The following is a 12137-nucleotide window of genomic DNA, read 5'->3' as shown; positions in this document are numbered from 1 at the left end:
GAGGAGTCGTTGCTGGGGGTCGGTGGCGAGGGCTTCGCGGGGGCTCATTTCGAAGAAGGCGGGGTCGAATTCACCGGCGTCGTGGAGAAATCCGCCTTCGCGGGTATAGCTCGTCCCGGAGTGCGCCGGGTCGGGGTCGTAGAGCGCGTCGAGGTCCCAGCCGCGGTTGCCCGGAAAACCGCCGATGGCGTCGGTGCCCTCGGCGACGAGGCGCCAGAGGTCGTCGGGGGAGTGGACGCCGCCGGGGTAGCGGCAGGCCATGCCGACGATCGCGATCGGCTCGTGCGCCGCGGATTCGGCCTGCCGCAACTGCTGCCGGGTCCGGTGCAGCTCGGCGGTCGTCCACTTGAGATAGTCGACGAGGCGGTTCTCGTCGGGCTGCTGGTCGTCCTTCGGCATCGAGTCCCCACTCCCGGATGAGCGCCAAGGGCTCGCCCCACCCGGGCGCGAGCTCAGCGGCCATCGTCGGCCGCCGCGCTAAAGGCGGTCCTAGGCCGAACCACCGCAAGCCGCGCTTTAGGCGCCCTTTGCCGTCCGTGCCGAGGATGGGATCCCGACACGCGCCGACTGCCGAAAGGACCGCCGATGGCCGACGCCGGAATCACCGTGGCCTCGGTGGGGACCGCCCTGCCGGGGCCGCCCATCGACAACGCCCGGCTGGGTGCGCTGTTCCGCAGCGGCCCGGTTTTCGAGCAGTGGATCGACTCCTTCATCGGCACCAGGACCCGGCACCTCGCGGTCGACCTGGACACCGGCGAGATCGCCTGCACCCTGGCCGATCTCGGGGAAACCGCCGGCCGCCGCGCGCTGGCCGGTGCCGGGGTCACGCCCGCCGAGGTCGACCTCGTGGTCATGGGCACGGCGACGCCGGACGCGCTGATGCCCGCGACCGTGAACCTGGTCGCCGACCGGCTCGGCATCGACGGCGTCCCCACCTACCAGCTGCAGTCCGGGTGCAGCGGCGCCGTGCAGGCCATGGACGTCGCGCACCAGATGCTGTCGACCGGACGGCACCGCACCGCACTGGTGCTCGGCGGCGACGTCTGCGCGAAGCACGTCGACCTGAGCATCGACTTCGCCCGGCTGCCACCGGAGCAGCTGGTCAACACCGTGCTGTTCGGCGACGGCGCGGGCGCGGTCGTGCTGACCACGGAACCGGGACCGGTCCGCCTGCGCCGCGTGCTGGTCCGGTTCACCGGGCTCAACCGGCCGCCGGGGCAGAGCGTGGAGTGGTTCGGCATGGGCGACCGCCACGACGAGCGGATCGCCTTCCACGAGGACTTCAAGGCGATCGAGGAGTCGGTCCCGGTCATGGCGGGGGAGATCCTCGAAGAGCTGCTCAAGGACGAGGGCTGGACGAGCGCCGACCTGGACTACGTGCTGCCGCCGCAGCTGTCGGTGAAGATGACCGAGCAGATCGTGCGCCGCCTCGACATCGGCGACGCCCGCGAGATCAGCTGCATCGCCGACACCGGCAACGCCGCCAACGCGCTGCCGTTCTTCCAGCTGGAGCGGTTGCTGCCGGACATGCCGCCGGGGGCGAAGGCGGTCGCCGTCGCCGTCGAGTCGAGCAAGTGGATCAAGGCCGGGTTCGTGCTGGAGAAGGCCGGATGACCGGCACCGGCGCCCAGGACCGGCTGCTCGCCCTGCACCGCGAAGGGGGCCTCGCCGCCGCCTATCCCGACGTTCCGCCGCTGCTGGCCGAAATCGCCGACGCCGACGCGGACCTCACGCGGTACGGCCAGCTGCTGGCCCGGCTGGACCCGGCGGAGGTGCTCGCGGCCCACCCGGACCAGGCCACGCTGACCGTGGCGATCACCGGCCACGGCACGGTGGAACCGCTGGTGGCCCCGCTCACCGCGGAGCTGGCCCGGCACGGCCTGCTGCTGCGCCCGCACGTCTCGGACTTCGACAGCTACGTCTTCGACCTCTCGGATCCGGGAAGCCGGCTCTACGCGGCGCGCCCGGATCTCGTGCTGTGCCTGCTCGACCCGCAGACGATCTTCGACGAGGTCCCCGCGCCGTGGGGGCCGGACGACGTCGAGCGCGCCTTCGCCGAGAAGCTCACGCTGCTCGGGCAGCTGGTGACGCGGTTCGAGGCGACGAGCCGGGCGACCCTGGTGCTGAACACCGTGCCCCTGCCGCGCGAGCGGGCCGCGCAGCTGATCGACCACCGCTCGCGCAACCGGCTCGGCGTGCTCTGGCGGGAAGCCAACGCGCGGCTGCTGCGCCTGGCGGAGGACCACCCGGGGCTGGTGGTGCTCGACGTGGACCCTCTGACGGCGGAGGGCGTTCCCGTCACCGAACCCCGCATGAGCGTGTACGCGAAGGCGAACCTCTCGGCCGAACTGCTCGCCGCGTACGCCCGCGAGATCGGGCACCTGGCCCGGCACGTCACCGGACGCTCGAAGAAGGTCCTCGCCGTCGATCTCGACGGCACGCTCTGGGGCGGGATACTCGCCGAAGACGGTGCGGACGGCATCACCGTCGCCGGCGGCTACACGGGTGACGCGTTCACCGCGTTCCGCAAGGTGGTCAAGCAGCTCGGCGCCCAGGGGGTGCTGCTCGCGGTGGTGAGCAAGAACGACCCCGAGCCCGTCGCCGCCGTCCTGCGGGAGCACCGGGACCTGCTCCTCGCCGAAGACGACTTCGTCCGGGTCGTCGCGAACTGGCAGCCCAAGTCCGGCAATCTCCGCGACCTCGCCGACGCGCTCAACCTCGGCGTCGACAGCTTCGTGTTCGCCGATGACAGCCCGTTCGAATGCGGGCAGGTCCGGCACGCCCTGCCGGGGGTCGCGGTCGTGCGGCTCGGCACCGATCCGGCCACGCACGTCGGGCGCCTGCTGCGGGACGGCTGGTTCGACACCCGCTCGCTGACCGCCACCGACCGCACCCGGGCCGAGACCTACCGCACCGAGCTGGCGCGCCAGGACCTCCGCCAGAGCTCGGCCTCCCTGGACGGCTACCTGGCGCAGCTCGGCTTGGAGGTCACGCTCGCGCCCGCGGAGGCGGCGGACGTCGCCCGCGTGTCGCAGCTGAGCCTGCGCACCAACCAGTTCAACCTGACCACGCGGCGGTGGCAGGAGCGGGACGTGCGCGAGCTGATGGCCGACCCCGCGACGGAGCTGCTGACCATCCGGGTGCGCGACCGGTTCGGCGACAGCGGGCTCGTCGGCCTGGTGGGCTACCGCCGCGCAGGCGGGCTGGGCTTCATCGACGACTTCGTGCTGAGCTGCCGGGTCTTCTCCCGCGGCGTCGAACAGGCCTGCCTGGCCGCCGTCCTGCGGCACGCGAAGGACACCGGCGCCGAGGCGGTGCTCGCCGGGTACCGGCCGACGGCGAAGAACCGGGGATTCGCCGATTTCTATCCCCGCCACGGGTTCCGGCCCACCGGCGGCGGCTTCCGGCACGACCTGGTCCGGATCGCCCCGCCGCCGGAGCACGTGCGGCTCGTCGAGCACCACCGGGAGGTTTCCGCATGACCATCGAGGATTTCGTCCGGCTCGTCCGGGACGAGCTGGGGCTCGACGTTCCGGCCGACGCCCTGGACGCGGCCTTCGCCGAGGTGCCGGGGTGGAACTCCGTGCACCTGCTGCGGCTGGTCGCGCTGCTCGAACGCGAGACCGGCCGCGCGGTGTCCGTGCCCGACGTGCTGGCCGCCCCGACGCTCGGCTCGGTGTACGAGCTGGCGGTCGCCGCGTGACCGTGCTCGGGCCGGTCGCCCGCGAACGCCGGCACACCCTGCGGTTCCTCGGCTTCGCCCGCTCGTTCGCGCCCGTGTTCCTCGATACCGAGGTCGACATGTCGGCGGTGCGTGAGCACCGGGCCCGCACCGGCCGGTACTCGTGGATCACCTACGTCCTGCACGAGGCCGGGCGGGTGCTCGCCGGACACCCCGAGGCCAACGCGGCCATCCGCGGCGGGATCCGGCCGCGCCTGGCCCGCCACGACGGCGTGCACGCCAAGGTGGCGCTGGACAAGCGCCTCGCCGGGCACCGCGTGGTGCTGTCGGCCGTGCTGCCCGACGTCCACACCGCGGGTCTCGGCGAGATCCAGCGGCAGCTCGAGCACTACCGGGACGGCGACCCGGCGACGATGCCCGAGTTCGCCAAGACCCGGGCGCTGCACCGGCTGCCGTGGCCGTTCGGGCCGCTCGCGTTCGGCCTGGTGGCGCGGTCGCTGCGGGCCCGTGGCCGGACCATGGGCACGGTGGCCGTCAGCTCGCTCGGGCACGCCGCGGTGGACGGGTTCCATTCGGCCGGCGGGACCACCGTCACCCTCGGCGTGGGACGCGTCGCCGAGCGTCCCGTGGTCCGCGACGGCCGGCTGGCGATCGCGCCGGTCATGCGGCTCAACCTCGCGTTCGACCACCGGGTGATCGACGGCGCCGAGGCCGCGGACGTCCTGACCGCGCTGCGCGACCGGCTCGAAGGGTTCGCCGCACCCCCGGCCGCCGGGCCGGTTCCCGCCCCGGCCGTGGCCGACGGGAGGGCCGGGTGACCCACGAAGTCGCCGAGCTCAAGCAGTTCGCCGTCCTGCACGCCAAGGCCCAGGGTCTCGGCGCCGCCTCGGCGGTGCTCGACCGCATCCACGGCGACGACGGCGACCGGCCCGGGTCGTGGGCGCGGGAGTGGAGCCGGGAGGCGGACCGGTTGCGCCGGGAGGACCGGCTCCTGGCGGCCGCCGCGCACTACAACATGGCGCGGTTCCCTTACGTGGACGGCGACGCGCGCGCGGGCGCGCTGGAGAACTGCGTCGAAACCTTCGCCCGCTGGGCGGCCCCGAACGGGATCAGCCGGCTCGAGGTGACCGTGCGAGGCACCCGGGTGCGCTGCTGGACCCGTGGGCTGTCGGCCCGGGAGCGCCGCCCGGTCCTGGTGATGTGCGGCGGGATCGTCAGCATCAAGGAGCAGTGGGGCCCGGCGCTGACCGCGATCACCCGGCTCGGGCTCGCCGGGGTCGTGGTGGAGCTCCCCGGGGTCGGCGAGAACCCCCTGCGCTACGACGCGGACAGCGGGCAGCTGTTCTCCGCGGTCCTGGACGAGATCGCCGGGCGCGCCGACGTTTCGGCGTGCTACCTGCTCGCCTTCAGCTTCAGCGGGCACGCCGCCCTGCGGTGCGCGCTGGCCGACCGCCGGATCCGCGGCGTCGTCACCGCGGGCGCCCCGGTTTCGCACTTCTTCCGGGACCGCGAGTGGCAGGCGGGGCTGCCCGGGATCACCGTGGACACACTCGAGCACCTGACCGGGATGCCGGTGGGCGGGCTCGCTTCGTGGGCGCTGACCGAGCACGAGCTGGCGTCGCTCGACATCCCCGTCGGCTACGCGGCGAGTGCCCGCGACGAGATCATCCCGGCGGCCGACCCCGCGCTCGTCGCCGCGCACGTCCGCGCCGCCGATCTCGTGGTCCACGACGACGTCCACGGCTCACCGGGGTTCATCGCGCCGACCCGGCTGTGGGCCGTGCACACGATCCTGCGGATGCGGGGTGGCCGCCCGGCCCACCGCGCCGTCGTGGGGGCGGCGCTGAAGGTGGCGCAGTGGCAGGCGCGAACCGGTTCCCGACGAAAGAAGGTGGTGGCGGGTGGACAAGCAGACCCAGGCCGAGCAGATCGCGAAACACTCGGAAGCGATCGAGAAGATCGTCGCCGAGCTCACCCCGGAGACCCCGATCCCCACGTGTCCTGAGTGGACGATCACCGGGCTGGTCGGGCACCTCGGCCGGATCTACGACGCCGCGCTGAAGAGCCTCGACGCGGACCCGGAGGGCACCTGGCCCCCGTTCACCGAGCCCCCGGCCGACTGGGACGGCGCCCGCGCGTGGTGGCAGGAGCGCGGCGGCGAGTTCCACGAACGCCTGCCCGGCCTCGATCCCGAGGCCCCTTCGTGGGTGTTCTCGCCCGGCGCCGAGCGCACGGCGCGGTTCTGGATCGACATCCTCGCCCACGAACTGGCCCTGCACCGGCTGGACGCGGAGTACGCGCTGCGCGGGCCCGGGGCGCGGGAACTGCTGACCTTCGGCTACCGGCCGGAGTTCGCCGCGCACGGCATTTCGCAGTTCCTCACGAAGATGATCCCGTCGTTCGTGTCCCACCGCGAGCCGATCGCGGTGACCGGCACCGTCCTGATCAAGGCGGCGGACGTCGGCCGAGCCTGGGTGATGCGGCTGCGGCCGGAGCGGATCCCGGAAGTCACGGCGCTGGACAGCCTCGACGCGCTGCCCGCGACCGACGTGGTGATCGCCGGCACGGCCGAAGGCGCGTACCGCGCGTTGTGGGGACGGCCGACCACGGCGGTCACCAGCGGGGAAGCGGCCCTGCTCCACGGCGTCCGCGCACCCTGACCCGGCCGCCGGTCGGCGCACGGCCGCCGACCGGCGGATCGCCGCGGCTGTGCACGCCGGCTTCCGATCGGTCAGCCGAGCCGCGCCGGCCGGCCGGCGCCCAGGCCGGCCAGCATGACCGTCAGCAGCCTTTCGCGCGTGGCGGGGGTGGCGGTGTCGCCGGTGCCCCGCGCGAGCAGGCTCAGCATGACCGCGATTTCGTCCGGCTCGACGTCGGCGCGCAGGTCGCCCCCGGCCTGCGCGCTGCGCACCAGCCGGCGGAACAGCGCGGACCACTGCCCGGCGTGGTGCCCGGCCGGGCTGCTGTCGGCCCGCCTGCTGCCGGCCGCGCACGGTGCCGCGGCCAGCGCGTACGAGATCAGCCCGCACAGCGGAAGTTCCATCCAGCCCCGCAGCAGCCGTTGCAACGCCGGCCAGCTGTCCGGTTCCGCACCACAGGCCTCGGACACCGACGCGAGCAGCCGCCGCTCCAAGTCGGCGATGACGGCGTCCAGCAGCTCCTCGCGCGACGGGAACCGGCGGTACAGCGTGCCGACGCCGACCCCGGCGGCACGGGCGATCTCGTCCATCGGAACATCGGTCCCGCGCGCGGCGAACAGCTTCCCGGCCGCGAACAGGATCCTGTCCCGGTTGCGTTGCGCGTCGACGCGCAGTCCCTTGCCCATTCGTCGAGTAGTCATGGTCCCGCGGCGAAAACTACCCACCCCGGCTAAAGCGGGACCAAGGATCAGCCGGACCCGAGCGTCAGGACCTCGTCGAACGCGGCGCCTGACTCGCTGACGAGGTCGGCGGCGGTCCGGGCACGACGTCGGGCCGTCTCGTAGCAGGCGAGCGCGATCTGCGCGGCCAACACGGCGATGGTCTGCGAGGTGCCGCGGCTGCGCAGCACCTCGCTGAGGTTCGACGCGAGCTGCTGGGTCTTGAGCGCGTCACGGGCGCGCAGTTCGAGGTGCTTTTCGACCAGGTCGGCGTGGCGCTCGTACGTGCCGGGGTCGTCCGCCACCTGGGCGCACAGGCGCAGGACGGTCGGGCGCAGCTGTTCGAGGGCCTCCCGGCAGTCGCGCGCGGCGCCGGCGGTGTCGTCCGCGCCCGCCAGGGCGATCGTGTCGAGCAGCGCCTGCTCCTTGGCGAAGACGACTTCCGTCTTGTCGCCGAAATAGCGGAAGAAAGTCGTGCGGCCCACCTCGGCGCGCGCGGCGATGTCGGTCACCGACACCGCGTCGTACCCGTGCAGCGCGAAGAGCTCGTCGGCGGCGTCGATGATGCGCTGCCGCGCGCGCAGCTGCTTGCGCTGGATGAGGGAGTCGGGCGCCTGTTCGGGGGTCACCGAACCAGCATACGCCCTTGTGGATCTCAGGCTCATCCGGAACGGAGTATGCTACGGTACTGAGTACCAACATCGGAGATGAAGCGATCTCCACTGCGAAAGGACACGGTCGTGATCGAAGAGAAGAACGCTGTCGTTGCTGCATCGCCTCATGGGGTGCCGTTCATGACCGGGAGGGACACGGCCCCGGCGTACTGGGCGTTCGGTGTCCTCTGGGTCGTCTTGGCGGACGGCGAGCAGACCGGGGGAGCGTTTTCGGTGATGGAGCAGTGGATGCCGTCGGATGGCGGCCCGCCGCCGCACGTTCACCCGATCGACGAATGGTTCAACATCCTCGAGGGCTCCATCGAATTCCGCGTCGAGGACAAGCCGCCGATGCGGGCGACGGCGGGTGACTCGGTGTGGATTCCGCGGGGAACGGTGCACAGCTTCACGACGACGAGCGCCGCGCACGTGTTCAACGGCTACACGCCGGCCGGCTTCGAGCAGGTCATCATGGGGCTGGGCACTCCCGCGGAGCGCCGCGAACTGCCGCCGGAGGAGCTCGGGTTCGAGCCTCGTGACGCGGCGCAGCTGATGGACAACTTCTGGTCGGCGAGCGCCGACACGGGCTGGGCCAAGAAGTGGGCCAAGTGAGCGAGCGGCGGTAGTCGCCGGAGCTGGGTGTCAGGAGGTGGATGCCGTGCACGCCACTTGTGCGGGCGTCGTCCGGAAGGCCTGGCGCACCACGCCGATCCACCACAGGAACGTCAGGGCGATGACGGTGGGGTTCTTGAGGAACAACAGGATGGCCAGGTAGGTCTGCCGGGCGGATGCGGGCAGCAGTTTCGGGAGGGCGTCCTCGGCGAGGATTTCGAAGACCAGATAGGCCGCGCCGAGGAACGCGCCTTGCCACAGCAGGCTGCGCCAGTGGTTCCGGGCGAATGCGAGGCCTGCACTGAGGCGGAGGGCCTGGCCGCGCATCGCGATCCGCCAGAGGGAGACGACCAGGGCGGTGCGCGCGGCCAGCACGGCGACCTCGGAGGCGAGGGCGAGACCGTGGGGGATCTGCGCGGTCCAGTTGACGACGATCAGCCGCTGGATCGACGCGATCGACGAGAGGCCGAGCACCAGCCCGAGGTGCTCGGTGTAGCACTGCCAGGTCCATCTCGGCACCTCGAGTGCCCGTTTCAGCTCGCTCATGACCACCCACGGTATCTCGGCATGTGAACATTTTAGTTCAGTGTACTGAAATATCTGGCGAGGTAAAGTGACGGCATGGAAGGTCGGGCCGCCGGACGTGAGCTGAGCACCGCCGTGGTGGCGTTCCACGAAGCGGTGGGGGCGAGTCTGGGCGTGACGGCGGTCGACCAGCGCGCCCTCGCCGTCATCGCGGGCGCCGGGTCGGTGTCGGCGGGCGACCTGGCCAAGGAGATCGGCTTGACCCCGGGCGCGGTGACCGGCGTGGTCGACCGGCTCGAGCGCGCCGGGCTCGCCCATCGCGCCCCGGACCCGGCCGACCGCCGCCGGCTTGTGATCACGGCGGCGCCCGGCGCGTTCGGGAAGCTGTTCGCCGGCCTCGACGCGGCAATGGGAAAGCTGATGGCCCGCTATTCCCCGGCCGAGCAGGCGGTGATCGCGGACTGGGTGGCCGGCACGGTCGACGTCCTCCGCGAACAGACCCGGCTGCTCACGAAGCGGTAGCCGGCGTGGGTGGTCGATGGGCTCTGAACGTCGGGCTGCGAGACTGGGCTACAACGTGACGACGTGAAGGAGCTCGCTGTGGCGTCTGATGCCGTTGAAGGACCGGTGCCGGCGTCGAGCGGGTCGCCCCAGCCGGTCCTTGCGCTGCTGGACAAGGCCATCGGCTTGCAGGCGCCGCTGGTGCGCAGGAACATCGCCCGGGCCCGTCAGCGCAACCCGGAGGCGACACCGGCGGAGGTCGTGCGCACCCTGGAACGGATGTTCGTCAGCGCTCTGGCGGGCACCGGGGCCGCGGTCGGGGCCACCGCGGCCGCGCCCGCCGTCGGCACCGGGGTCGCGCTGGCGTTGTCGGCGGGTGAGGCTTTCTCTTCGCTCGAACTGAGCGCCCTGTTCGTGCTCTCGGTCGCCGAGGTCCACGGGGTCCGGCTGGACGAGATCGAACGCCGGCGGACGCTGGTCATGGGGATCCTGCTGGGGCAGTCCGGTTCCTCGACCATCATCGGCAAGGCCGCCGAGCGCACCGGTCAGCACTGGGCCCGCCAGCTCGTCAGCCGGGTGCCCATGACGACGCTGAACCAGATCAACCGCGTCCTGGGCAAGGACTTCATCACCAAGTACGGCACCAAGCAGGGCATCATCGTGCTCGGCCGGGTGGCTCCGTTCGGCATCGGCGCGGTGATCGGCGGTGGCGCCAACGCCACGGTCGCCGCCCTGGCCGTCCGAGCCGCCCGACGCGCGTTCGGGCCCGCCCCCCAGACGTGGCCCGGGCCGGAGCCGAACCCCGCGATCACCGGGTGATGCCGGTGTGGCCCAGGGAATATCGGCCCGGCTGCGGCCAGACGCACAGACCGTGCGGCTCGTTCCCGGCGGGGATCTTCGCCAGCAGCGTCCCATCCTTTGTGGACAGTACGTACACGACCCGGTCGTAGCGGCCGGACAGCCAGAGCTGGGTGCCGTCGCCGGTCACGTTGCCCATGTCCGGGCTCCCGCCGCCCGGGATGCGCCAGGTCGTCACCGGCGCGCCCGTGTAGGCGTCGAGCACGCTGACACTGCCTTCGTGGCGGTTGGTCACGTACAGCTGCTTCGCGTCCCGTGACAGGTAGAGCCCGTGCGCGCCGCGGCCGGTCGGGATGAAGCGGAGCACTTTCGTCGCCGCGCCGTCGAGCACCCAGAGGCCGTTCGCGTCGGAGTCCGCGATGTAGTAGACCGAGCCGTCCGGGGCGAGCTTGATGTCCTGCGGGCCCATCTTCGTGTTGCGGTGCGGCATGTCGATCATCCGCAGCAGGTGGTGGGAAGCCACGTCGACCACCGCGGCGCGGCCGGCGAACTCGCACGTGAAGACCGCCGTGCGCCCGTCGGGGGAGAAGTCCGCGTGGTCGACGCCCGCGCACTCCGGCACCGGGGTTTCGTCGTGGGCCTGCCAGGTGTGCGGGTCGTACCAGACCAGCTTGCGCAGCCGTTCGGCCACCGAGATCGCGTACTGCCCGTCCGGGCTGAAGTACATGTTGTACGGGTCCACGACCGGGAACGCCTTGCCCGGCAACCCGGTCTTCGGGTCGAACGGCAGCACGTGGTCGCCGCGGTCGTCGGTGGCGTAGAGCGTGCGCAGGTCCCACGAGGGCACCACGTGCTGCAGTTCCTTGCCCGCCGGGTACTTCGCGACGACGCGGAAGGTCGCCGGGTCGATGACCCAGACGTCGCCGGAGCCGCTGTGCGGCACGTAAACCAGGGGCTTGTCGCCGGCGACCGCGGGGGAGAGCAGCCCGGCGCCCGCCGCCGCGTCGACGTCGTGCGGGTCCGGGACGGCGGGCATGCCGGGCAGCGGGTTGAGCGCCGGGACCGGCGGGGTGGGCAGGTGCGGCACGGACGTGCCCGGACCGCCGGACATGCCGGGCATGCCGGACATGTCCGAGCCGGTGCCCGACGAGCAGCCGGCGGCGAGGGCGAGACTGAGGACCACGGCGGTCAGCCGGACGCGCATCCGCTACGCCAGCAGGTCCGACGCGGTGACCGGGGTGAGGCCGCGGTCCGCGAGCGCGGTCAGGATGCCGGGGAGCGCGGCCACCGTGCCCGGGTGCCCGAGGTGCATGCTCACCACGCTGCCCGCGCGGGCCTTCGCGACCGCGGCGCGGATGGCGGCCGGCCCGGGGTCCTTCCAGTCCAGGGAGTCGATGTCGTAGGACAGCACCCGGGCGTAGCCCGCCTTGCCGGCTTCGACGAGTTCCTCGGGGGTGGCGTGCTGGCCCTGGGACTGGCGGAAGAAGGTCCCCGGCGAGCCGGTGAGTTCGGCGAGTTTGTCGCGGCAACGCTGGATTTCCGCGTACATCGGCTCCGCCGCGTAACCCGAGAGCGCCGGGTGGCTCCAGGTGTGGTTGCCCAGCTCGTGGCCGCCGTCGCGGATCATCCGGGCGGCGTCCGGGTGCTCGGCGAGCCAGGTGCCCACCGCCAGCACGGTGATCCGGGCGCCGTGCTGGTGCACGACGTCCAGCACCTGGCGGGTGACCTGCGGGTCGCCCGCGCCGTGGAACGTCAGCGCGACCTGCGGCCGCCCCGACGAGGAGCGGACGAGTTCGGTGGCCGGTCCCTGCGGGTGCGTCGAGGGAGACGGTGGGGGTGTGCTCGACGGCGGCGGCACCGCCTGCGGCGGGGTGGAACCGGCCGGAGCCGGGGTTTGCCCGGGTGCGGAGCAGGCCGCCAGCGCGGCGGCGCCCAGCGTCACCCCGAACAGGCGGCGCCGGGTCAGCGGGTCGTGCACAAAACCTCCTCTTCGACGGACGGCGCCGAC

General features: G+C 72.5%; 15 protein-coding genes. 9 read left to right on the top strand and 6 right to left on the bottom strand.

Annotated features, from left to right (window positions below; all coding sequences use genetic code 11):
• On the bottom strand, positions 1-399 hold a 399-nt coding region (locus C2L58_RS38450; RefSeq protein WP_199191649.1), incomplete at its 3' end, for a beta-ketoacyl synthase N-terminal-like domain-containing protein.
• Between the two features lie 186 nt (positions 400-585).
• Between C2L58_RS38450 and C2L58_RS38445 the strand changes: the two genes are divergently transcribed.
• The 6 genes from C2L58_RS38445 to C2L58_RS38420 are packed head-to-tail and all read left to right on the top strand — an operon-like array spanning position 586 to position 6342.
• Positions 586-1614 carry a 3-oxoacyl-ACP synthase III family protein gene (locus C2L58_RS38445; protein ID WP_103342534.1) on the top strand — a complete coding sequence of 343 codons (1029 nt, stop codon included), beginning with the start codon at positions 586-588 and terminating at the stop codon, positions 1612-1614.
• Positions 1611-3482 carry an HAD-IIIC family phosphatase gene (locus C2L58_RS38440; protein WP_103342533.1) on the top strand — a complete coding sequence of 624 codons (1872 nt, stop codon included), beginning with the start codon at positions 1611-1613 and terminating at the stop codon, positions 3480-3482. Before C2L58_RS38445 ends, C2L58_RS38440 begins: the two co-directional genes overlap by 4 nt.
• Positions 3479-3703: an acyl carrier protein gene (locus tag C2L58_RS38435; RefSeq protein WP_103342532.1), complete on the top strand. Its 225-nt coding sequence runs from the start codon at positions 3479-3481 to the stop codon at positions 3701-3703. The genes C2L58_RS38440 and C2L58_RS38435 overlap by 4 nt, the downstream gene beginning before the upstream one ends.
• Positions 3700-4500, top strand: a complete 801-nt coding sequence (locus C2L58_RS51420) for a 2-oxo acid dehydrogenase subunit E2 (protein ID WP_304532981.1) — start codon at positions 3700-3702, stop codon at positions 4498-4500. Before C2L58_RS38435 ends, C2L58_RS51420 begins: the two co-directional genes overlap by 4 nt.
• Entirely contained in the window at positions 4497-5687 is a 1191-nt protein-coding gene (locus tag C2L58_RS38425; RefSeq protein WP_103342531.1) for an alpha/beta hydrolase, read from the top strand. The genes C2L58_RS51420 and C2L58_RS38425 overlap by 4 nt, the downstream gene beginning before the upstream one ends.
• Entirely contained in the window at positions 5584-6342 is a 759-nt protein-coding gene (locus tag C2L58_RS38420) for a maleylpyruvate isomerase N-terminal domain-containing protein (protein WP_103342530.1), read from the top strand. Before C2L58_RS38425 ends, C2L58_RS38420 begins: the two co-directional genes overlap by 104 nt.
• A gap of 71 nt (positions 6343-6413) precedes the next feature.
• Here the strand turns inward: C2L58_RS38420 and C2L58_RS38415 are convergent, their stop codons facing one another.
• Together C2L58_RS38415 and C2L58_RS38410 are read right to left on the bottom strand one after the other, a co-directional pair.
• A complete protein-coding gene (locus C2L58_RS38415) occupies positions 6414-7022 on the bottom strand; it encodes a TetR/AcrR family transcriptional regulator (protein WP_103342529.1) in 609 nt (202 codons plus the stop codon).
• A 47-nt stretch (positions 7023-7069) separates the two neighbouring features.
• Positions 7070-7669 carry a TetR/AcrR family transcriptional regulator gene (locus C2L58_RS38410; protein ID WP_103342528.1) on the bottom strand — a complete coding sequence of 200 codons (600 nt, stop codon included), beginning with the start codon at positions 7667-7669 and terminating at the stop codon, positions 7070-7072.
• 165 nt (positions 7670-7834) lie between these two features.
• Here C2L58_RS38410 and C2L58_RS38405 point away from each other — a divergent pair, with 165 nt between their 5' ends.
• Positions 7835-8305 (top strand): cupin domain-containing protein, encoded by a 471-nt coding sequence (locus tag C2L58_RS38405; protein ID WP_233226179.1) that lies wholly within the window; start codon positions 7835-7837, stop codon positions 8303-8305.
• A 30-nt stretch (positions 8306-8335) separates the two neighbouring features.
• Here C2L58_RS38405 and C2L58_RS38400 read toward each other — a convergent pair whose 3' ends face one another.
• A complete protein-coding gene (locus tag C2L58_RS38400) occupies positions 8336-8851 on the bottom strand; it encodes a hypothetical protein (RefSeq protein WP_233226178.1) in 516 nt (171 codons plus the stop codon).
• Positions 8852-8926: 75 nt separating this feature from the next.
• On the opposite strand from C2L58_RS38400, the gene C2L58_RS38395 reads away from it, so the two are divergent.
• Positions 8927-9352 (top strand): MarR family winged helix-turn-helix transcriptional regulator, encoded by a 426-nt coding sequence (locus tag C2L58_RS38395; RefSeq protein WP_103342525.1) that lies wholly within the window; start codon positions 8927-8929, stop codon positions 9350-9352.
• A gap of 78 nt (positions 9353-9430) precedes the next feature.
• Positions 9431-10150, top strand: a complete 720-nt coding sequence (locus tag C2L58_RS38390) for a hypothetical protein (protein ID WP_103342524.1) — start codon at positions 9431-9433, stop codon at positions 10148-10150.
• Here C2L58_RS38390 and C2L58_RS38385 read toward each other — a convergent pair.
• Both C2L58_RS38385 and C2L58_RS38380 read right to left on the bottom strand, forming a co-directional pair.
• Complete coding sequence (locus tag C2L58_RS38385; RefSeq protein WP_103342523.1) at positions 10140-11333, bottom strand: YVTN family beta-propeller repeat protein; 1194 nt, start codon at positions 11331-11333, stop codon at positions 10140-10142. The two genes, C2L58_RS38390 and C2L58_RS38385, sit on opposite strands and share 11 nt — an antisense overlap.
• Before the next feature lie 3 nt (positions 11334-11336).
• Positions 11337-12107 carry a polysaccharide deacetylase family protein gene (locus C2L58_RS38380; RefSeq protein WP_103342522.1) on the bottom strand — a complete coding sequence of 257 codons (771 nt, stop codon included), beginning with the start codon at positions 12105-12107 and terminating at the stop codon, positions 11337-11339.
• Between the last annotated feature and the right edge of the window lie 30 nt (positions 12108-12137).

The sequence above is a fragment of the Amycolatopsis sp. CA-126428 genome (assembly GCF_002904335.1).
In the GTDB taxonomy this organism is placed as follows: domain Bacteria; phylum Actinomycetota; class Actinomycetes; order Mycobacteriales; family Pseudonocardiaceae; genus Amycolatopsis.
Note: the sequence above shows the minus strand (reverse complement) of the source record. Positions and strands in the feature narration are given on the sequence as shown.

Excerpts from the sequence above, each read along its gene's own strand:
- C2L58_RS38445 (WP_103342534.1), top strand. The coding sequence starts at position 586 with ATGGCCGACGCCGGAATCACCGTGGCCTCGGTGGGGACCGCCCTGCCG.
- C2L58_RS38440 (WP_103342533.1), top strand. The coding sequence starts at position 1,611 with ATGACCGGCACCGGCGCCCAGGACCGGCTGCTCGCCCTGCACCGCGAA.
- C2L58_RS38435 (WP_103342532.1), top strand. The coding sequence starts at position 3,479 with ATGACCATCGAGGATTTCGTCCGGCTCGTCCGGGACGAGCTGGGGCTC.
- C2L58_RS38415 (WP_103342529.1), bottom strand. The coding sequence starts at position 7,022 with ATGACTACTCGACGAATGGGCAAGGGACTGCGCGTCGACGCGCAACGC.
- C2L58_RS38405 (WP_233226179.1), top strand. The coding sequence starts at position 7,835 with ATGACCGGGAGGGACACGGCCCCGGCGTACTGGGCGTTCGGTGTCCTC.
- C2L58_RS38400 (WP_233226178.1), bottom strand. The coding sequence starts at position 8,851 with ATGAGCGAGCTGAAACGGGCACTCGAGGTGCCGAGATGGACCTGGCAG.
- C2L58_RS38395 (WP_103342525.1), top strand. The coding sequence starts at position 8,927 with ATGGAAGGTCGGGCCGCCGGACGTGAGCTGAGCACCGCCGTGGTGGCG.
- C2L58_RS38385 (WP_103342523.1), bottom strand. The coding sequence starts at position 11,333 with ATGCGCGTCCGGCTGACCGCCGTGGTCCTCAGTCTCGCCCTCGCCGCC.